The following is a 20,526-nucleotide window of genomic DNA, read 5'->3' on the forward strand; positions in this document are numbered from 1 at the left end:
TATGGATGTAATAAATTGGCAATGGTTATTGGTTATAAGTTCAAGTCTTATCTTGTTCTTTTTATCGCCTTATGCAAAAACAACGTCGCAGTTTTTTAAAGCAGTTCATAAAAAGAAAGCGCCAAATACAGTAGTATTAACAGGTAGTTTAATCATTTCTTGGATTTTTGCAAAAAGCATTACCAATGCAGCCAACTTAGGTTTGGCTTTTGGTTTGGTTGGTGGTGTTGCGTACGCAGGTTATTACCTTTCTTTTGCCATTGCTGGTATTATTATTTATCAATTAAGAACTGTTGGTGGTTTTACAAGTATTCATCAATTTTTAATATCAAAATTTGGTAAAAAAGCCATGGCAATCTTTTCGATTTTAATTGCTTTTCGACTTTTTAATGAAGTCCGGAGCAACACCATGGTAATTGGAAGCTATTTCGGCGCACAAGTTAGCACACCTTATTTTACCGCAATAATTGTGTTTACATTACTAACACTTGCCTACGCATTAAAAGGCGGTTTAAGCAGTTCTATTTTTACAGACGTAATTCAAATGGTGCTTTTCTCTGTTTTATTGCTAATTATTTTAGGTACAATTTTTACTACGGATGATTTTTCTTCCGAAGAAATTATAAGTTCGGAACATGGAGTTTCGAATTGGGTTTAAACCTCTTTTTTGCCGCGTTATTGCAATCGTTTAGTTATCCATTTCACGACCCTGTTTTAACTGATAGAGGTTTTATTTCATCACCAAAAGTAACCCGTAAAAGTTTTTTATGGGCAAGTATTTTAGGTGCAATTTGTATTGTCTTGTTCAGTTTAATTGGTGTCTATGCACAAACCAAAGGAATGTCCGGGCAAGCAGCTGTAGAAGTAGGTAAAGCCCTGGGTGTTGTTTTGTTATTAGTTATCAATTTTATAATGATTACCTCTGCAGCCTCAACTTTAGACTCTACATTTTCTTCTTTTTCTAAACTTTTAGCAATTGATTTAAATTTAGGAAAGTCGGTTTCTTTTGGAAGAATTACGATGATTACCGTAGCCGTTTTAGGTACGATTCCTGTTTTTTTAAATGCAGAAATCTTATCTGCAACCACCATATCGGGTACAATGGTTATTGGTTTGACTCCTATTTTTATTTGTTGGAAAGCGCAAGTACCTAAAATTAGTTACTACCTAAGCGTATCTTGTGGTTTGTTCTTTGGGTTTTTGCTACTATTTAATGCTTTTCCGTGAAACACTCATTTTTACAACAGGAAAATATGCCGATTTACTTTGGGTAAATGTTTGGGGAATTTTAAGTTGTGTTTTATTATACTTTATACCATCATGGATCAGAAAATAGAAAATTTAGGCAAACTATCCGGTAAGACACTGCTTTTTGGTGGTGTTTATAGCAATTTACAAGCTATAGAAGCGCTAAAACAAATTGCCGAAAAAGAAGGCATTCCGCCAGAAAACTGTATTTGTACAGGCGATATTGTTGGTTATTGTGCACAACCGGAAGAAACGGTGCAATTATTTAAATTGTGGGGCGCAAAAAGTATTGTAGGCAACGTAGAAATTCAGTTGCGTGAAAATGCAGCAGACTGTGGTTGCGATTTTAGAGAAGGCTCTAGATGCGATGGTTTTTCGCAACTTTGGTATCCGTATGCACAAAGCAAATTATCTAGCAACTCTTTAGAATTTTTAAAAACTTTGCCCAATACAATTCAGTTTGAGTATGCTTCAAAAAAGGCAACTGTAGTACATGGTTCTTATTTCAATGTATCAGAATTTATATTTAAATCTACCGATTGGTCTAAAAAAGCACCAAATTTTACTGCTACCAATAGCGATGTAATTGTTGCAGGCCATTGTGGTTTGCCATTTCAAGATCAACAAAATGGGCAACTATGGCTAAATCCTGGTGTAATTGGCATGCCAGCAAATGATGGTAACCCAAGTGTTTGGTATGCAATTTTAGATGATGCCAAAGAAAATTTTAATTATACACATCATACTTTAAATTATAATTATAAATTAACAAGCAAATTAATGCAAAACGGTTTGCTGCGCGAAGAATACTCTAGAACTATTGTTACGGGTATTTGGGACAATACAGAAATATTACCTGCCATAGAAACAGGTTTACAAGGATTCGGAATTCAATTATAACATAAAAAAAGAAAAAATGAGCTATTTAGAAACAACACACAATGTATACAAAGAAGCAGCATTAACACCAGACGTTGGTTTGTGTTGTACTACCAACCCTATTTGGGAACTTCCTGGTTTAAAAATACCAAGAATTATGCAAGAAATGAACTACGGTTGTGGTTCTACTGTGCATGCTAGAGATTTAACCAACAACCCAAAAATGCTATATGTTGGCGTTGGTGGTGGTATGGAGTTGCTACAATTTGCGTATTTTAACAGAAACAAAGGTGGTGTTATTGGTTTAGATGTTGTAGATGAAATGTTAGAGGCTTCTCGAAAAAACTTTAAAGAGGCAGAAGCTCAAAACGATTGGTTTCAAAGTGATTTTGTCGATTTAAGAAAAGGTGATGCTATGGCATTGCCCGTAGAAGATAATTCTATTGATGTTGCTGCACAAAACTGTTTGTTCAATATTTTTAAGTCAGATGATTTAAAGAAAGCCATTGCAGAAATGTACCGAGTATTAAAACCGCATGGTAAATTGGTAATGAGCGACCCAACTTGCGAGCAAGAAATGAATGACGAATTACGTAATGATGAGCGTTTACGTGCCTTATGTTTAAGTGGAAGTTTGTCGATTGCAGATTACGTAAAAGCCTTAACAGATGCTGGTTTTGGAACGATAGAAATTAGAGCTAGAAAGCCGTATCGAATTTTAGACCCTAAAAATTATCCAACAGAAGAGTTAATTTATATAGAATCGATAGAAGTTGCCGCAATTAAAGACCCAATGCCAGCAGATGGCCCTTGTATTTTTACCGGTAAAGCAGCTATTTATTATGGTGATGAAGACTTTTTTGACGATGGTGCTGGCCACACTTTATTAAAAAATCAACCGTTGGCAATTTGCGATAAAACTGCGGCTGCCTTAAAAGCATTGGGTAGAGATGATATTTTCTTTTCAGAATCTACATATCACTACGATGGTGGCGGCTGTTGTTAATAGAAGCTTTTAGCTGCTATTTTTTAAAAGCATTAAAATGATATAAAACCTCAAATAATGAAAAAACTTTGCATCCTTTTTTTAGTAATCAGTTCTACTGCATTTGCACAAAAAAAACTAGACAAACTATTAAATAAATGGAATACTAGAAACGTACCTTATATATCCGTAGAAACCTTAGCATTGCCAAAAACCAATGCTATTTTATTAGATGCTAGAGAAAAAGCAGAGTTTGAGGTAAGCCATTTAAAAAAAGCCATTTACGTTGGATACGATAAATTTCAACTAGAAGAAACACTTCCAAAATTGCCAAAAGATAAAGACGCTAAAATTGTAGTGTATTGTTCTTTAGGCATCCGTTCAGAAACCATTGCGCACAAATTAATTCAAGAAGGTTATACCAATGTTTACAATTTATATGGTGGTATTTTCGAATGGAAAAACAATAATTTTAAAGTAGTAGATACCTTAGGCAAACCCACAGAAAAAGTACATGCTTTCAGCAAAAATTGGGGCAAGTGGTTGCATAAAGGAACAAAAGTTTACGAATAAACTCATAAAAAACGATGGCTAAAAATCATAAAAACCTATTGCTTGTTTTTACTAGAAATCCGAGAATTAGGAAAAGCAAAAACACGTTTAGCAAAAACAGTTGGCGACGAAAAAGCTTTAGAAATTTACAAGTTTCTATTAGATAGAACAAGAACCATTGCAAGCCAAGTAAACGCCGACAAAGCAGTTTACTATTCCGTTAAAATTAGAGAAAACGATCTTTGGGATGCTAATATTTTTCAAAAACACCAACAAATTGGCGAAGATTTAGGTATTCGAATGCAAAATGCTTTTCTTAACGGTTTTACAGCCGGCTATAACAAGGTTTTAATTATTGGTAGCGATTTGTACGATTTAACACCGGAAACGGTAGACCATGCTTTTCATCAATTAGATACTAATGATGCAGTTATTGGGCCTGCAGAAGATGGTGGTTATTATTTGTTAGGGATGAATCGCTTGCACGAAAAAGTGTTTCAAGACAAAGAATGGGGCACAGAAACGGTTAGAGCCGCAACTTTAAAAGATTTACAAGATAAAAAAGTACATTTGTTACACGAAATGAATGATGTAGATGTTTATGAAGATATAGCAAACCATCCTGCTTTTCAACATTTATTATAAAAATAGACCAAACTAAAATTATGAAACAACAGCAATTACAAGAAACTATCGATTTTTTAATAGCAAAAGGTATTACAAATCCTGCTACAGGTATTGTTTTAGGTACAGGTTTGGGTAAGTTGGTAGATGAAATTACCATCGAAAAAGAAATTCCGTATGCAGACATTCCTAACTTTCCGGTAGCTACTGTAGAGTTTCATTCGGAAAATTAATTTATGGTGATTTGTCCGGTAAAAAAGTTATCGTAATGGCGGGTAGATTTCATTTATACGAAGGTTATACGCCATGGGAAGTAACTTACGGCATTAGAACGATACACGGTTTGGGTATTCAAAATCTATTAATTTCTAATGCTGCGGGTGCTATTAACCTAGATTATAAAAAAGGAGATTTAATGTTGATAGAAGACCACATCAATCTTCAAGGTAGTTCGCCATTAGCTTTTAACGGTGCAAATGCCTTTGGTAATATTTTTGCCGATATGCTAGAACCGTATTCAAAAGCAATCAATATAAAAATAAAAGACATCGCAAAAGCGCATAAAATTCAATTACATCAAGGTATGTACGCAAGTGTTCTTGGGCCACAGTTAGAAACGAGGGCAGAATATAGAATGTTGCAAATTTTAGAAGCTGATGCCGTTGGTATGAGTACTGTGCCAGAGGTAATTGTTGCCAAACAATTAAACCTGCCATGTGCTGCAATTTCTGTATTAACAGATGAGTGTGATCCTAAGAATTTACAACCTGTAGATATTGCAGAAATTATTGCCATTGCTGGTGCTGCAGAACCTAAGATGATTACTATTTTTAAAGAAGTGGTTAAAGAATTATAAACGCATCCTTTAGAATACTTAAAAGAGGATATCTTTAGAGAGCCGTATGGCATACCTAAAAATATTCTCTTTTTGCTTATATAAAATATTATTTATTCTTTAAAATTCAACAACTTTAAATAACAATTAGCCTCTCTTTTTTGCTTTTACTTAACACACTATTCACGTTTAAGTAATCTTATAGTTATATGCTTGTAAGTTTAAATTTACAACATGACTAGAGTCACTTTCTTTGCTTTTTTTATTTTATTACAAACCCTAGGTCAAGAAGTAAAATTCGAAAACTTTTCTGTTAACAATGGCTTATCTAACAATTCTGTTAAAGATATCGAAAATGACAATAATGGTGGTTTATGGGTAGCTACATGGGATGGTTTAAATTATTTTGACGGCTACAGCTTTAAAATTTTTAAAAATGATATCGATGATAAAAATACGATTGCAGGTAATTTTATAGCTAAAATTAAAAAGGATGGCAAGGGTCGTATTTGGATACTTACCGAAGATTTTAAAGTAAGCAGATACATCGGTAATAAAAAGTTTAAAAATTACTCTTTTAAAGAAAAACCTATAGACATTTCAATTTCGAATAATGAAAACATCATTATCTACACCAAAAACAATTGTTATGAATTTATTGAAGGCCAATTTAAAAACAGACCAACACACTTACCCAACGATAAAAATGTAAGATTAAAAAATATCTTATTTACTAAATATCCAAACCTAGTTATTAATGATGTTTTAAAAGACAAAACAGGTAATATTTGGTATGCTACACGTAAAAATGGTTTGTTTATCATAAGAAACAAACTAAATAAATCTAATAAATACCATATAGAAAACTATCTTAAAGATCCTTATTCGCTTACCAGTTTTAATAGTAACGAAATAGAAACCTTGCATGAAGATGTCTTTGGTAATATTTGGTTGGGTGCTAAAGATGGTGGTATAAGTATGGCTTATACAAATTCTGATAAAATTCTCTCTATAGCTCCGCATCCTATAGATACCCCTAATATACCAAACGAAACGCTACGCGCAATTACCAAAGATATTCATGGTAAACTTTGGTTGGGCTATTATACCAAAGGCTTGTATTCTTATAATGCTGATAGTAAAAATTATAAAAAGTTTGCAATTAAAGAAGCGAAAGAACAACCAGATTGGAAACGCATACGCACGCTATTTACAGCATCTGATGGTACAATATGGGCAGGAACTTATGCAGGAATTATCAGAATAAGGAAAAACGGAGAATACATTTTATATGATGCTACAAAAACCGCTAATTTCCCTAACAATAGAAATTATAGCATTTATGAAGATACCAACAAACACTTATGGATTGCATGTTGGGGTGGTGTTGCCAAATTTAATTTAAATTCAAATAAATTTGAAAGCTACAAAGGGCAACATCTATTAGAAAAGTACCATGTTAGAGATGTTAGTTTTATAGACAACGAGTTAATCTTAGCGACAGAAAACAATGGTTTACGCTTGTTTGATGTACATAAAGACAAGCTACAAACCATTCCTGTTAAAAAAGGTCTTTCTAATTTTCATAAAGAAGATAAAAGCGTTACTTCGGTAGTAACCATATAAAATTATTGGATTTAAAAAATGGTGAGCTACAAACGATAACTACTAAAAACGGAATCTTAAGCAACAGTACCTATGCCGTTTATAAAGATTTAAAAACAGGATATTACTGGGTAGCAACTTTAGGTGGATTGACCATTTTTGATAAGGAAAAAGGTATTATTAAAAATATTACTGAAAAAGAAGGTTTACCAAGTCAGCTTGTATATGGTATTTTAACCAATAAAAATGATGTTTGGATAAGCACAACCAAAGGCATTGCAATTATTAATAAAACTAATTTCTCTGTAAAACCTTTTTATCCAAAGGGTGGTTGGCAGGTTTCTGAGTTTTCTGAAGGTGCTTATTATCAAGACGCGAAAGGCGATTTATATTTTGGAGGTATAAATGGCCTAAACTATTTTAATCCTGATAATATTCAATTTAATAACACAGAAGTAAAACTTAAATTATGGGTAGATTATAATGAAAACTACACAAAAAATATTGTAAAAACGCACAATCAAAACCACATCGATATCGATTTGATTCCTATTCGATTTCCTATAAAAGTAGAAAAAAATATTTATTACAAATTAGAAGGCAAAGACAAAGAATGGATTTTACTAAATCTTAACAACAAAATAAGTTACAGTAATCTTATACCTGGTAAGTATACTTTTTTGGTTAAAGAAGGTAAAAACAGCAATCAAAAACTACTTTTTAATTTAGAAATTAAAAAACCTTTTTACCAAACCTTTCTGTTTTTTATAATAGTAATTGCGCTCATTTTAGTTAGTGCCCTTGTCTTTATTTACATCAAAAATAAAGCTGCAATTAGACAACAGAAAAAATTAGAAGAAAAAATAATTGCAAGAACCAAAGTTATCGAAAATCAGAAAAAGGATTTAGAAGACATCAACTCTAAACTCGATGAAAAGAATAAAAAAATACTGCTTCAAAAAGAAAAACTATTAGAATTACACAATCAATTGAAGAACGAAGATTTTGAAATCGAAAAATTTAAAACCTTTGTGCTATCAGAATTTCAAGAACCTGTTTCTAATATCATAAAAAAAGCAAGCGATTTATCAGAAAATTCAGAAAACAAAAAAAGTATTCTTTCACAAGCCAACAAACTAATTACAGTAATTTCTGAGTGGAATTATTTAAGTCAAATTAAAGATATTGGCGCAATAAAAACCTCTGTAGTAGATTTATTACCTATCGTAAAAAATAGTGTTAACAAACTAGAAAACGCATTGCAACAGCACAAAGTAGATTTTAGTTTTCACATTAACAAAACACCAAATTGGGTAGAAGTAGATGTTTTACGTTTTCGTTTAATGCTTCAATATTTATTTAATGATATTCAAAAATATTCTGATAAAGGCAGTCAATTAGAATTACAAATTAAATACAAAGTAGGTAATTTTAATGTACAAATTGCCTCTAACAGCAGTTTACTTTTAAATAGTTGGCATCGTGTAATGCATTACAGTCCTTATTTTAAAGCGTTTCAAACTTTAATAAAAGATTTAAATGGCGAATTTTACAACTTTAACTTAGAAAGTTCCTTTAAAGTATCATTACAAATACCCATACCCCAAATTAATACCAAAGATGCACAAATAGAAACCATCTCTTGGAAACATTTTAACGAACAAGACAATCTCGCTTCAGACAAAAAAAATGTATTGGTTTTTTGTGATAGAGAAAACACTAGCGCTGCAAATCAAATTGTATTAGAAAACAACTATAATTTAATTTTCGAAAATACCGCTAGTAATTTAAATGCAGCTACAAAACAACTTACAATACATAGCATTGTATTATATGACGTTGCTTTTTCTAAAGAACTCTTGTACTTTCTTAAAAATTCTGATGAAATTAAAAATAGAAAAATTCCGCTTATCTATATATCAGAAGATTTTAATACGCAATTAAGAGAACAGTCTGTAGAGTTTGGTATCGATACAATAATTCAATTACCAGCAAGTACCTCGTTTGTACAAAAAAAGATAGCCTCTTTAATAAACACAAAAAGCAACGCACCCTTAGACCATAAATTTCAACAACAAATATTTGATATTTTAACGGATAAAGAACAATTACAGACAGCAAATGACAAGCTCTTAAAAAAGAGTTTACATATTATTAAAAGTGAAATTAACAACCCAACTTTTAATGTAGAAATGTTGGTAGATACTTTAGATATTTCTAGGGTAAAATGTTATCGATTATTTAAAGAGCGTTTAAAACAATCTCCATCAGATGTAATCATGTCTTTAAGACTGCAAAAAGCAGAAGCATTGTTAAAAACGCAAAAACTAAATATATCAGAAATAAGTTTTGAGTGTGGTTATAACGATCCTAAATATTTTGCCAAAGCTTTTAAGAAGCATTATGGTAAAAGTCCTAAAGAATTTAAACAACAGTTTTGTTAAAAGTATTGTTACTGTAGGATTTTCTAAATGTTAGAGAATTGTTACTGTAACAAAACTACACCCAATCTGTATCTTTTATATACCAATTTGAACGATTTATACTCCTTTTAGAAACAATTTTACACCTACCGAGCATTTTGCCCAACTACTTTTATCAAAACTAAAAACACAATTTAAATGAAAAATTTTTACTTATTATTAATTCTTGTCTTTGGGTGTATAGCATATACCGGCGCACAAGTAAAGGTAACAGGGAGTGTAGTTTCCAATACAGACAACCTCCCTATACCAAATGTATCTATTACTGTTAAGGGGAATAACAGTAAAGGAACTGCTACAGATTTTGACGGAAATTTTAAATTATCTCTAAACAAGCAAACAGGTACTTTAGTATTTTCTTCTTTAGGTTACGAAACAAAAGAAATGGCTTTTAACGGTAATCAAGTTTTAAAGGTAACTTTAAAAGAAACTTCAAGTTCTTTAGACGAAATTGTAATTGTTGGTTACGGTTCTCAAAAAAGATCAGACGTTACTGGTGCAATATCTTCTGTAAAAAGCGAAAACTTTAACAAAGGGGTTGTTGCCAATGCAGGACAATTATTACAAGGTAAAGTTGCCGGTGTAAATGTATCCTCTAATAGTGGTGAACCTGGTGCTACACAAGATGTAATTATTAGAGGAGTTGGTAGTTTAAGATCTGGTACAACACCACTTTACATTGTAGATGGTTTTGCTTTAGACAACACAAATAATGGTGTTGCTTCTAACCCATTAAACTTTATCAATCCTCAAGACATCGAAAGTATAGAAGTTTTAAAAGATGCATCTTCTGCAGCAATTTATGGTTCTAGAGCTGCCAATGGTGTTATTGTAATTACTACTAAAAAAGGAAAAAAGGAAAAACAAAAATAAACCTAACACTTTCTAGTGGTTATGCTACGATTGCTAATAAAATAGCAGTTTTTTCTGCTGATGAGTTTAGAGCTAATGTAAATGCCGTAAACGGTACTTTGGCAGATGGTGGTGGGGCTACAGATTGGCAAAAAGAACTTACAAGAGCTGCCATTTCTAATAACATTAACTTTTCTATGAGCGGTGGTACAGAAAATTCTTCTTATGCTGCTTCTATTGGTTTAGATGACCAAGAAGGAATCTTAAGAAACAGTAATTTAAAACGTTATTCGGTCGTTTAAATTTATCACAAAAAGCAATAAACGATAAATTAAACGTAACTTTTAATTTAACTGCTACTAAATTAGACAACACAAGACCAAATTCTAATGCAGTTGTTGGTAATATGCTAAGTTTAAATCCTACAGATACACCTTATGAAAACGGTACGTTAAAAGGAAATTTAAGCAACGATATTTTAAATCCGTTTATTGCAGAATCACTTTACGGAGACTTTACAAATAACAATCGTATTCTAGCAAACATTGCACCTTCTTATAAAATCACAAAAGGGTTAACTTATAAGTTAAACATGGGTGTAGACTACTCTATCACAGAAAGAGATGTGCAAAACTTACCATATGCTACAGAAACCAATACAACATTGGGTAGTGTAAATACAGCTACTACAAAAAACAGCAATACACTTGTAGAAAACACGTTAACTTACAATTTGTATGGTGATAAAAGTAGTTTTACATTTTTAGCAGGTCATACTTACCAGCAAACAGAAGTTAGTCAAAAACAATTTTTCTTAGAAGGTTTTCCGAGACAATGGTGTAGAACCAAGATATCAATTAGAAACTGCAAATCAACAAACAACGCAATCGGCTTTTGCAACTAAAAACGAGTTACAATCTTTCTTCGGAAGACTTAATTATACTTACGACGATAAATACTTAGTAACAGCAACAATGCGTGCAGATGGTTCTTCTAAGTTTGGTAAGAATAACAGATATGGATATTTTCCTTCGGTTGCATTGGGTTGGAATATAAGCAACGAAAACTTTTTAGCCAATTCTAATGCAATTAACAACTTAAAATTAAGAGCAAGTTGGGGACAAACAGGTAGTCAAGAAATACCTTCTAAAATTACCAAAGCAAGTTATACAGAAAGCAACTCTAATAACGACACATATCCTTTAAATAGTGGTGCTACAGATTTAAGTGGTTACCCTTACGGTTCTATTTTTACACGTTTAGCCAATCCAAATATTCAGTGGGAAGTTGCTACACAAACCAACATTGGTTTAGACTTTAGTTTACTTAATTACAAATTAACAGGTACTATCGATTATTTTAATAAAGTTACAGACAACATCTTATTAGAAGTTGCTCCTACAGATCCTATTGTTCCTGTTTCTACTTACTGGACGAACATTCCGAATATGGAAATCGAAAACAATGGTGTAGAAATCGCTTTAGATTATAAAGACTATGTAAACGATCGTTTTTCTTATAATTTTGGAGGTAATATTTCTTTTACAAAAAACACAGTAAACAACTCACCTTACAAAATTTTAACTACAGGTGCTGCTCGAGGTGCAGGACAAACAGGTGCTACTATTAATGGCGTTTTAAATGGCGAATCTATTGGTGCTTTTTACATGCAAGAATTTACAGGTATTGGTGCAGATGGCTTAAATCAATTTAAAGATTCTAATAATGATGGTGAAATTTTAGATGATGATAGAGCTGTAGTTGGCAATGCCCTACCCGATTATGTATATGCTTTTTACTTAAACTTTACTTACAAAAACTTCGATTTAGGCTTTAATTTTAACGGTGCTGGCGGAAACAAAATATACAACCATGTAGCCATGTCTTCTTTTAACAAAGGTAACCTAGCCAACTCTTTTAATACGACAAACAGAGCTGTCGAGTTTTTAAACGAAGCTGCCACAAACTCTAACCTAGTTTCTACAAGATACTTAGAAAATGGTAGTTTCTTAAGATTAAACAATGCAACCATAGGGTATAATTTATCACCAAAAAGTATCGGTTTTGGCGAAAGCATTAAAAATTTACGCTTATCAGTTACAGGTCAAAACCTATTTGTAATAACAGATTACAGCGGTTTCGATCCAGAAATTAATACAGGTAGTCCTTTAGGTGGTATCCAAACTTTTGGTATCGATTACTTTAGTTACCCAAAAAGTAAAACAATTCTTTTAAGCTTAAACGTAGAATTTTAATTAAAAAATAATGAAAAATATAATAAAAAGTACACTCATAGCATTCAGCTTCTTATGTATCTATAGCTGTAGCGATTTAAATGAAGAGGTTTTAGATGAATCTTTAACTGGTAGCGGACAAGCAGAAGCCATAAGTGGTGCTATTGCACCGGCATACGGGCAAGTTTCTTGGACTTGGAGACACACAAACTACTACGGTTTGCAATTGATACCTAGTGACGAGGCTATTTTACCTTACAGAGGTGGTACAGATTGGTATGATGGTGGTAAATTTTTAGCTGCACATACGCACTCTATCACTCCTACAAATGATTTGGTTAAAAGTGCTTGGACAGAGCTAACTATCAACATCTCTAGAACCGTGAGTGCCATCGAAGTTTTAAGACCTTTGGCAGATGCAGGTAATACAGAAGCAGCAGGTGCTTTGTACGAGATGATTGCGCTAAGAGCCTATTTAAATATGTTAACATTAGACAGTTGGGGTTTAGTGTTTAAAAAAGAATTGTCTAGCCAAGATTCAGAAATCTTAAGAAATCAAGAGGCTGTAGATTATATAGAAAGCGAATTATTATCTGTTGTAGACCTTATAAATAATAATAAAGGTCCGGGTAGAATGACACAAGCTGCGGTTTGGGGATTTTTAGCAAGATTACACTTAAATGCTGCTGTGTATAGAGATCCTTACGGAACACCAAACTTTACGACAGAAGATATGGATAAGGTTATTACGTATACCAATAACATTATCAATTCAGGGCAATTTTCTTTATCACCGGAATATTTCGACTTATTTAATGATGATAACAATAGTAATGCAGAGTTGATATTTGCTTTAGACCAACGTGGTGTCTTAAAAGAGAACACAGTCGTTGGGCGTATTGGTCTATTCCTGGTTCTATGTACCCAAGACCAGAGCACTTAAGTGCAGACGGTACAGATGGACCAGCAATTACATCAGATTTTTATCAAACTTGGGTAGCTGCGTATGGTAATGTAGACCCAGCAGATGCAGATCCTAGGTTTTTACAAAAAAACACACAAGAAGCAGCCAATGGTGTAGCAGATCTTACAGGTCTTTCTCCTTTAAACGATGAGAATAACTATTACTGCGTAGCTGCCAAAGACTTCGAAATTGATAGAGGTATTTTAAGAGGTGTGCCTTGGGCTGCAAGAAAAGATGAAAATGGTGCATTTTATACTTGTAGCGATGGATACAGAATTTACCCGGTAAAACAAATAAAAGGAAACGGAAAAGATAAAAATGTAGCCTATGTAAACCTTACAGAAAAAGTAGATTTTACCAACGAAGGTAGAGCACATCATACAGGTTTTCGTGTGTCTAAATATCAATTTAGTCGCACCTCTCCTAACGGTAACAACTTTAGTAGTGTAGATTTAGTATTAATGCGTTATGCAGAAATTTACATGATGCGTGCAGAAGCTAAACTAAGAAAAGGAGACAATGCGGCTGCCTTAGCAGATGTAAATATTGTAAGAACGTCTAGAACTGCACGTGCACCAATACCAACTGCTTTAAACAGTATCAATTTAGATATTTTATACAGAGAGTTAGGTTTCGAGTTCTATTGGGAAGGTTTAAGAAGAACAAACCAAATCCGTTTTAGTCATTACGAAGATTCGTGGACAGAAAAAACAGATGCCAATGTAAACAACAGGTTGTTTCCAATACCACAAGTTGCCATCGATGGTGCTTCTAACACACCAGGTTACTTAGAACAAAATAAAGGATATTAGATTTTATGTTTGATGTATGGGGGCCTTTCTTAATAAGAGGGCTCCCTTTTTTTATCAGATTCACTAAAAGTATAGCATGAAAAACATTTTGAAAAACACACTATTGGTTTTGCTATCTATTTTGTACATAGGTTGTAAAAAAGAAACATCTAAAAAACCTTTAAATGTTATTTTAATGATAGGAGACGGTATGGGTCTTGCCCAAGTTTCTACAGCATTTTATTTCGGAAAAGACGCACCAAATTTCGAGCAATTTAAAGAAATCGGTTTTATAAAAACACAAAGTACAAGCCACACAATTACAGACTCTGCCGCAGGTGCAACTGCATTTGCAACAGGTGAAAAAACATACAAAAGAGCAATTGGTGTTTCTAAAGATAGTTTGCCTATACCTACCATCATAGAGACCTTGCAACAAAAAGGTTATCAATCTGGTTTGGTAAGCTTAACACCCATAACCCATGCTACACCTGGGGCTTTTTATGCCCATGTAAAAGATAGAGATTCGCATGAAGAAATTGCTTTAGACCTTATCGATGCGAATATCGATTTTTTTGCAGGTGGTGGTTTAAAATATTTAAAGCGCAGAAAAGATAAGAAAGATTTGTACGCTGCATTGCTAGCTAAAAATTACCAACTAGATTCTGTAGCATTATCTCCTTATAATATTCACAAAAGAAATGGGTATTTATTAGCAGACGATGGTTTGCTATCTAAATTAGAAGGTAGAAAAAGCTTTTTTCAAGATGCTACACAACTGGGTTTAGACTATTTAACAGAAAAAGAGAAACCTTTCTTTTTAATGATTGAAGGTTCTTATATCGATTGGGGCGGACACGCCATGGATGCCGAATTATTAAAACAAGAAGTTTTAGATTTTGATAAAACTTTAGGAGTTGTTTTAAACTACATAAAAAAACACCCGAACACACTTTTGGTAGTTACTGCAGACCACGAAACAGGAGGCGTAAGTATTGGGAAATCGTATGTTATTGATGAAGCTACAGGCGAGAAACAAGAAGAAGTAACCAATGTTTCTATCAACTTTAACAACGACCAACATAGCGGTACTTTAATCCCTGTTTTTGCAAAAGGTCCAAGCGCACCACTTTTTAAAGGCATTTATGAAAACAATGAAATTTATCATAAAATTTTAAAAGCCATTCACAACAACTAAAAATAATGAAATACAACTCTAAAATAACACGCGTTTTATTCCTACTTACTTTGGTAGTGCATTGCACGCTTTTTGGGCAACAAAAGCCCATCATTCATTCTCATAATGATTACTTACAATCTGTTCCTTTCTGGAACGCTTTTTCTAACGGCGCTACTTCTTTTGAAGCCGATGTTTTTTTAAAAGACAAGCAACTTTTTGTGGCGCATACGCAATCAGAAATACAACCTAAAAACACTTTTGAAACACTGTATGCAAAGCCGCTAAAAACTGTTTTAAACTTACAATATCAAGAAGGTAAAAAACTTTTGCTTTTAATCGATATCAAATCAGAAGCGGTATCTACATTAAACAAAGTAATTTCTGTACTAAAAAAATATCCTAGCATACACAATAGTAACAACATCAAAATTGTTATTTCGGCAACAGACCTCCTGCAAACACCTACAACACTTACCCTTCTTATATATATTTTGATTATCAAGAATTAGGTACAGAGGTATCAAAAAAAGCATGGGATAAAATAGGAATGGTAAGTTTAAGTTTTAAGCGTTTTTCTGAATGGAACGGTAAAGGAAGATTGACGCATGATGATGCTACTAAAGTTAAAAACATCATAGCAAAAGCAAAAAAACTAAAAAGCCTTTTCGTTTTTGGGCAAGTCCAGATTCTAAAAGAGCTTGGAGAACTTTGGCTGATATGGGGGTAGACATTATAAATACAGACAAGCCATTTTTATGTGCCTCTTACTTTAAATCTTTGCCAAATAGAGCTATTACGGCAACAACGTTTTCTAAGGTATACCAACCATCTTACAGTGCAGATCAAAAAGAGTTACCAGTAAAAAATATTATTCTATTAATTGGTGATGGTAATGGTTTAGCTCAAATATCTGCCACAACTTTGGCAAATAATGGCAAGTTATCTTTAACGCAACTAAAAAGTATTGGTTTTATAAAAACACAAGCTGCAGATGATTTTACAACAGATTCTGCTGCTGCAGGTACAGCTTTGGCTACGGGTATCAAAACAAATAACAGAGCCATTGGTACAGATCCGTTTAGAAAACCGATTCAGAATATTACAGAAATTTTAAGCAGTTCTAACTTTTCTACGGCTTGCATAACAACAGACAATATTATCGGGGCTACCCCTGCTTCTTTTTATGCACATGCTATCGACAGGTCTGATGATGCTATCATTTCTAAGCATCTTATCAATAGCAAGCTCAACTTATTTATTGGTGGTGGCGGTGCTAATTTTAAAAACACCTCTTTGGCTAGTAATTTTACCATTTTGCCTTCTTTAGACAATTTAGAAAATACAACGGCAGATAAAGTGGGTATATTTACGGCTGCACATGGTTTAAAAACCGTTATGAACGGTAGAGGAAACCTACTTGCCAACGCTACAAAAAAAGGCTTAAATTTTTTGCATAAAAAAACAAACCCTTCTTTTTAATGGTAGAAGCTGCCAAAATAGACCATGCAGGTCATGCAAATGATACCGCCGGTATATTAGCCGAATCAATCGATTTTGACAAAGCCATTACAGAGGCTTTAAAGTTTGCAGATACGCATCCAGATACTTTGGTAATTATTACCGCAGACCACGAAACTTCGGGCTTTAGCATTCCGCAGGGTAATGTAAAAAAACACCAAATAGAAGGTTATTTTGCTTCGTATGACCATACGGCTATTATGGTGCCTATTTTTGCTTACGGGCCAATGTCTCACGAATTTCAGGGAGTTTATGAAAACAACGAGGTGTTTCATAAAATCATGAAAATTCTAAAAAAATAGTATCCAAAACACTTCGCTTTTCAATTAAAAACCCCAAACAAATGTTTGGGGTTTTTAAGTATATCATCTTTAGGATACTGTATATAGTTCTTGCATAATTTCTGCAAATAATTGGTACGATTTAATGCGGTCTTCGATGTCATAAATATTGGTTACCGCAATCAATTCATCTGCTTGGGTTTCTTCTAAGAACGTTTTTACCTGTGCTTTTACAGTAGCTTTGCTTCCAATAAAAGAATACTTTAACATTTGATGTACTTGCGGATGCTCTAAAATTTCTTGATGTTCTTCGGTAAATGTTACAGGTGGTTTTACACCACTTCTTTTGCCTGTAAGCAAACCTACAATTAATTGTATTAAAGAAGTCGCAATGCGCTTCGCTTCTTCATCTGTATCTGCAATAATGATGTTTACACCTGCCATTACATACGGTTCTTGCAACACATCCGAAGGTTGAAATTCTTCTCTATAAATTTTAATTGCTGATGCCAAATAGTTAGTTGCAAAATGACTCGCAAACGCATACGGCAAACCTTTTTTGGCTGCTAAATGTGCACTATCGGTACTAGAACCTAAAATATAAATAGGCACCTCTACTCCTTCTGCAACGGTTGCTCGCACTGCAGCAGAACTATTTTCTTTTGAAAAGTATTGCTGAATCTTAGCAACTTCTCTAGGGAAATCTTGTGCTGCCGACATAAAATCAGATCGAATAGCTGCAGCTGTTGCGCCATCGGTTCCTGGTGCTCTACCCAATCCTAAATCAATTCTGTTTGGATATAAAGTGGCCAGCGTACCAAATTGTTCTGCAATAATTAAAGGCGAATGATTGGGCAACATAATTCCGCCGTAACCAATACGTAAGGTGTTGGTTGCCTGTGCAGCGTGCCCTATTAAAATTGCTGTGGCACTAGAACCAATGTGTTCTGAGTTGTGGTGCTCTGCCAACCAATATCTTGTAAAACCTGCTTTTTCTGCACTTTGTGCTAGTGCAACAATATTTGCAAAGGTGTCTTTTAAGGTGGCGTTTTGCGATATCAAAGCCAAATCTAATATCGAATATAAGGTATTCTTAGCGTTCATTATATGTAAGCGTTTGTCTGTAAATAACTCTTTGTTACTTTTTAGGGACCGTAAAGTTACAGAACCTTTTTAGTTGTTGGCGCTAAGAATCTGTTAATTCTTGCAATACAACTATCAATACAAACTATGGTTTACAGTAGAAGCATTACGTGTATACTGCAACTGTTACATCGATGTTTTCTTTTTCGACTTTATCGCTACTTTTACTTCTTTAATGCGTACATAAATTAATTTTAAGCGTCCGTTGGCAGTATCTCTTCGCTCTACTTCAAAGGCTGGTATCGACTGAATTAATGGTGTTAATTTTTGAAACCCATAATTTCTAGAATCAAAATTTGGTTGTTTCTTTTGTAACAAACCACCAACATCTCCTAAAAATGCCCAACCATCATCATCGGCAACATCATCTATGGTGCTTGCTATAAATCGTATTTCTTTTTGGGTAATGGTATCGTACTTATTTTTTGGTACGCGAGCCGTTGTTGTTGTCTCTTGCTCGTTATCTTCGTTGTCTTCGTTTTCTTGCTTTAAGATTTCTATGTAAATAAATTTATCGCAGGCTACAATAAACGGATTCGGTGTTTTCTTTTCTCCCAAACCATATACTTTCATGCCAGCTTCTCTTAAACGTGTTGCCAAACGTGTAAAATCGCTATCACTAGACACCAAACAAAAACCATCTACTTTTTCTGAATATAAAATATCCATAGCATCGATAATCATGGCAGAATCTGTGGCATTTTTACCGGTAGTATAGCCATATTGCTGAATAGGTGTAATGGCATTTTCTAGCAACATATTTTTCCATTTAGACAAGTGTGGCTTGGTCCAATCTCCATAAATACGTTTGATGGTTGGGTTACCATATTTGGCAATTTCCTCCATCATTTCTTTAACGTAGGCAGAAGGTATATTATCTCCGTCTATTAATACTGCTAGTTTGATATCCATAGTAATTCTATATAAAGTTTGTTTCTATAAAGATAGTGGGTTTCTTAGAACTGATAAAACTTAACTTGTTTAAATACTGTTTTAAGATTTTAGTACTTAAGCTTATGGCGACTTCATAGAGTTTTAGTAACTTTCAGTTTTTAAACTCAAATAGCAACCCATGGGATTATTTAATAAAATACTAGGCAATGCCAGCGAAATTTCTACCGAAAAATTAACGGAGAAATACCAACGCTTGTTAGTAGACAACGAGCATATAGAACTTGGTTTTAAATTGTTAAGAGATACGTTTATGTTTACCAACAAACGTTTAATTTTAATAGATGTGCAAGGTTTAACGGGTAGTAAAGTAGAATACAAATCGATGCCCTACAAAAGCATTTCTAGATTTTCTTTAGAAACCTCGGGTACTTTTGATTTGGATGCCGAATTAAAAATTTGGATTTCGAGCGAAAACATTCCTTCTGTAAGCAAAAAGTTTAACAAAAGCATCGATGTCTACGAAGTACAAAAGTACTTGGCTAGTAAAGTGATGTAGATTGCTCATCAACATTGATGATTCAATTCGGGTGTTTCTCTAAATTTCCCTTTAAATTTAATGATAATCATTTTCTACCAAAATCTGCAGGTATTTCACCCCAAGCTTTCGTTTCCCATTTTAAGATTTTATTTGTAAACTCATTTTCTTTTAACCATTTATTAGCTCTCAACATTATCTTAAAAACTTCTTTATTTTCAGCATTTTCTTTTACATTACTTCTAGATTTCTTGTCACGTATCCAACTCATGGCTATTTTACTATCAGAATATATTGGTCTAGTATCCCCGATTTTTTTCATATGCGCTAAAGCATGTACAAGTGCCAAAAATTCACCCATATTATTAGAAGCGGCCTTATAAGGCCCTTGCTTAAAAATAACCTTACCTGTTGCTGTTTCTACACCTTGATATTCCATAATACCCGGGTTGCCACTACAAGCAGCATCTACTGAAACTGTATTCAAGTCTGCACCTCCAATTAAATCTAATTGCTCTTTTGAAAATTCCGATTCAAAAATAGTTTTACCTTTATAGTCATCGTAAGTTGCTGCATATGCTTTCTTTGCTAATTCTAAAGTTTTAAAAGACTTATATTTTGCTCCTTTATAAGATAAAATACTTTCTGAACATTCTTTCCAGCTACTTAAAACACCTGTTGTTCTCCCTTCCCAAACAACATAAAATTTCTTTTTTGCCATTAATTAATTTTTAACTGTTCACCATCAATTAACTTCAATTGTTTTAAGCGAGTTTTAACCCCACCTTCACTTCTTCCAAATAGTTTAGACAGTTGTTTTAGAGTATAATTTTTAAAACAGTCTTTTAACAAAGTATCTTCAAGTTCTTGCCAAGATTCATAAGCTCTTGCATTTACTAATCTTGCTTTATAAATATGCTCAT

Annotated in this window: 19 protein-coding genes and 3 pseudogenes; 19 read left to right on the forward strand and 3 right to left on the reverse strand. The window is 33.4% G+C overall.

Features of this window, described 5'->3' with window-relative positions:
* Position 1 precedes the first annotated feature (1 nt).
* The 18 genes and pseudogenes from ACZ1HD_RS12655 to ACZ1HD_RS12740 all read left to right on the forward strand — a co-directional run bounded on the left by ACZ1HD_RS12655 (position 2) and on the right by ACZ1HD_RS12740 (position 17,052).
* Positions 2-1,336: pseudogene (locus tag ACZ1HD_RS12655) on the forward strand (sodium:solute symporter family transporter).
* Complete coding sequence (locus ACZ1HD_RS12660) at positions 1,321-2,148, forward strand: metallophosphoesterase family protein (protein WP_472687623.1); 828 nt, start codon at positions 1,321-1,323, stop codon at positions 2,146-2,148. Before ACZ1HD_RS12655 ends, ACZ1HD_RS12660 begins: the two are co-directional and overlap by 16 nt.
* A 16-nt stretch (positions 2,149-2,164) precedes the next feature.
* Complete coding sequence (gene arsM, locus ACZ1HD_RS12665; protein ID WP_079737127.1) at positions 2,165-3,133, forward strand: arsenosugar biosynthesis arsenite methyltransferase ArsM; 969 nt, start codon at positions 2,165-2,167, stop codon at positions 3,131-3,133.
* Between the two features lie 57 nt (positions 3,134-3,190).
* Positions 3,191-3,685: a rhodanese-like domain-containing protein gene (locus tag ACZ1HD_RS12670; RefSeq protein ID WP_340932820.1), complete on the forward strand. Its 495-nt coding sequence runs from the start codon at positions 3,191-3,193 to the stop codon at positions 3,683-3,685.
* 42 nt (positions 3,686-3,727) lie between these two features.
* A complete protein-coding gene (locus ACZ1HD_RS12675; protein WP_472687624.1) occupies positions 3,728-4,309 on the forward strand; it encodes a TIGR04282 family arsenosugar biosynthesis glycosyltransferase in 582 nt (193 codons plus the stop codon).
* Between the two features lie 20 nt (positions 4,310-4,329).
* Positions 4,330-5,144 (forward strand): annotated as a pseudogene (locus ACZ1HD_RS12680) (purine-nucleoside phosphorylase).
* A gap of 213 nt (positions 5,145-5,357) precedes the next feature.
* The gene (locus ACZ1HD_RS12685) at positions 5,358-6,749 is read left to right on the forward strand and encodes a ligand-binding sensor domain-containing protein (RefSeq protein ID WP_472687625.1); all 1,392 of its coding nucleotides are present in this window, start codon (positions 5,358-5,360) and stop codon (positions 6,747-6,749) included.
* 5 nt (positions 6,750-6,754) lie between these two features.
* On the forward strand, positions 6,755-9,172 hold the full coding sequence (locus ACZ1HD_RS12690; RefSeq protein ID WP_472687626.1) for a helix-turn-helix domain-containing protein: 2,418 nt from the start codon (positions 6,755-6,757) through the stop codon (positions 9,170-9,172).
* 177 nt (positions 9,173-9,349) lie between these two features.
* Positions 9,350-10,084, forward strand: coding sequence for a TonB-dependent receptor plug domain-containing protein (locus tag ACZ1HD_RS12695; RefSeq protein WP_472687627.1), 735 nt, complete (start codon positions 9,350-9,352; stop codon positions 10,082-10,084).
* A gap of 98 nt (positions 10,085-10,182) precedes the next feature.
* Complete coding sequence (locus ACZ1HD_RS12700; protein WP_472687628.1) at positions 10,183-10,365, forward strand: hypothetical protein; 183 nt, start codon at positions 10,183-10,185, stop codon at positions 10,363-10,365.
* Positions 10,366-10,469: 104 nt separating this feature from the next.
* Positions 10,470-10,967 (forward strand): hypothetical protein, encoded by a 498-nt coding sequence (locus ACZ1HD_RS12705; RefSeq protein WP_472687629.1) that lies wholly within the window; start codon positions 10,470-10,472, stop codon positions 10,965-10,967.
* 28 nt (positions 10,968-10,995) lie between these two features.
* Positions 10,996-12,318 (forward strand): annotated as a pseudogene (locus tag ACZ1HD_RS12710) (SusC/RagA family TonB-linked outer membrane protein); the annotation flags it as partial.
* Positions 12,319-12,328: 10 nt separating this feature from the next.
* Complete coding sequence (locus ACZ1HD_RS12715) at positions 12,329-13,240, forward strand: hypothetical protein (RefSeq protein ID WP_472687630.1); 912 nt, start codon at positions 12,329-12,331, stop codon at positions 13,238-13,240.
* Entirely contained in the window at positions 13,216-14,073 is an 858-nt protein-coding gene (locus tag ACZ1HD_RS12720) for a RagB/SusD family nutrient uptake outer membrane protein (protein WP_472687631.1), read from the forward strand. Before ACZ1HD_RS12715 ends, ACZ1HD_RS12720 begins: the two co-directional genes overlap by 25 nt.
* Positions 14,074-14,149: 76 nt before the next feature.
* Positions 14,150-15,250, forward strand: a complete 1,101-nt coding sequence (locus tag ACZ1HD_RS12725; protein WP_472687632.1) for an alkaline phosphatase — start codon at positions 14,150-14,152, stop codon at positions 15,248-15,250.
* Positions 15,251-15,255: 5 nt separating this feature from the next.
* Entirely contained in the window at positions 15,256-15,741 is a 486-nt protein-coding gene (locus tag ACZ1HD_RS12730) for a PI-PLC domain-containing protein (RefSeq protein WP_472687633.1), read from the forward strand.
* A 208-nt stretch (positions 15,742-15,949) separates the two neighbouring features.
* Entirely contained in the window at positions 15,950-16,711 is a 762-nt protein-coding gene (locus tag ACZ1HD_RS12735; RefSeq protein WP_472689356.1) for an alkaline phosphatase, read from the forward strand.
* The gene (locus tag ACZ1HD_RS12740; RefSeq protein ID WP_472687634.1) at positions 16,711-17,052 is read left to right on the forward strand and encodes an alkaline phosphatase; all 342 of its coding nucleotides are present in this window, start codon (positions 16,711-16,713) and stop codon (positions 17,050-17,052) included. The genes ACZ1HD_RS12735 and ACZ1HD_RS12740 overlap by 1 nt, the downstream gene beginning before the upstream one ends.
* Before the next feature lie 69 nt (positions 17,053-17,121).
* On the opposite strand, the gene ACZ1HD_RS12745 is transcribed toward ACZ1HD_RS12740, so the two are convergent.
* On the reverse strand, positions 17,122-18,135 hold the full coding sequence (locus tag ACZ1HD_RS12745; RefSeq protein ID WP_472687635.1) for an LLM class flavin-dependent oxidoreductase: 1,014 nt from the start codon (positions 18,133-18,135) through the stop codon (positions 17,122-17,124).
* A gap of 165 nt (positions 18,136-18,300) precedes the next feature.
* Positions 18,301-19,086, reverse strand: a complete 786-nt coding sequence (locus ACZ1HD_RS12750) for an NYN domain-containing protein (RefSeq protein ID WP_472687636.1) — start codon at positions 19,084-19,086, stop codon at positions 18,301-18,303.
* A gap of 160 nt (positions 19,087-19,246) precedes the next feature.
* On the opposite strand from ACZ1HD_RS12750, the gene ACZ1HD_RS12755 reads away from it, so the two are divergent.
* Positions 19,247-19,624, forward strand: coding sequence for a PH domain-containing protein (locus ACZ1HD_RS12755; protein WP_472687637.1), 378 nt, complete (start codon positions 19,247-19,249; stop codon positions 19,622-19,624).
* 67 nt (positions 19,625-19,691) lie between these two features.
* Here ACZ1HD_RS12755 and ACZ1HD_RS12760 read toward each other — a convergent pair whose 3' ends face one another.
* The gene (locus ACZ1HD_RS12760; RefSeq protein WP_472687638.1) at positions 19,692-20,324 is read right to left on the reverse strand and encodes a ribonuclease H1 domain-containing protein; all 633 of its coding nucleotides are present in this window, start codon (positions 20,322-20,324) and stop codon (positions 19,692-19,694) included.
* Positions 20,325-20,526 lie beyond the last annotated feature (202 nt).

This window comes from Polaribacter sp. HA6-7, from assembly GCF_055693625.1.

Coding starts and splice junctions, on each gene's coding strand:
- ACZ1HD_RS12660 (WP_472687623.1), top strand. CDS start 1,321: ATGGATCAGAAAATAGAAAATTTAGGCAAACTATCCGGTAAGACACTG.
- arsM (WP_079737127.1), top strand. CDS start 2,165: ATGAGCTATTTAGAAACAACACACAATGTATACAAAGAAGCAGCATTA.
- ACZ1HD_RS12670 (WP_340932820.1), top strand. CDS start 3,191: ATGAAAAAACTTTGCATCCTTTTTTTAGTAATCAGTTCTACTGCATTT.
- ACZ1HD_RS12685 (WP_472687625.1), top strand. CDS start 5,358: ATGACTAGAGTCACTTTCTTTGCTTTTTTTATTTTATTACAAACCCTA.
- ACZ1HD_RS12695 (WP_472687627.1), top strand. CDS start 9,350: ATGAAAAATTTTTACTTATTATTAATTCTTGTCTTTGGGTGTATAGCA.
- ACZ1HD_RS12705 (WP_472687629.1), top strand. CDS start 10,470: ATGCTAAGTTTAAATCCTACAGATACACCTTATGAAAACGGTACGTTA.
- ACZ1HD_RS12715 (WP_472687630.1), top strand. CDS start 12,329: ATGAAAAATATAATAAAAAGTACACTCATAGCATTCAGCTTCTTATGT.
- ACZ1HD_RS12720 (WP_472687631.1), top strand. CDS start 13,216: ATGTACCCAAGACCAGAGCACTTAAGTGCAGACGGTACAGATGGACCA.
- ACZ1HD_RS12725 (WP_472687632.1), top strand. CDS start 14,150: ATGAAAAACATTTTGAAAAACACACTATTGGTTTTGCTATCTATTTTG.
- ACZ1HD_RS12730 (WP_472687633.1), top strand. CDS start 15,256: ATGAAATACAACTCTAAAATAACACGCGTTTTATTCCTACTTACTTTG.
- ACZ1HD_RS12735 (WP_472689356.1), top strand. CDS start 15,950: ATGGGGGTAGACATTATAAATACAGACAAGCCATTTTTATGTGCCTCT.
- ACZ1HD_RS12740 (WP_472687634.1), top strand. CDS start 16,711: ATGGTAGAAGCTGCCAAAATAGACCATGCAGGTCATGCAAATGATACC.
- ACZ1HD_RS12745 (WP_472687635.1), bottom strand. CDS start 18,135: ATGAACGCTAAGAATACCTTATATTCGATATTAGATTTGGCTTTGATA.
- ACZ1HD_RS12750 (WP_472687636.1), bottom strand. CDS start 19,086: ATGGATATCAAACTAGCAGTATTAATAGACGGAGATAATATACCTTCT.
- ACZ1HD_RS12755 (WP_472687637.1), top strand. CDS start 19,247: ATGGGATTATTTAATAAAATACTAGGCAATGCCAGCGAAATTTCTACC.
- ACZ1HD_RS12760 (WP_472687638.1), bottom strand. CDS start 20,324: ATGGCAAAAAAGAAATTTTATGTTGTTTGGGAAGGGAGAACAACAGGT.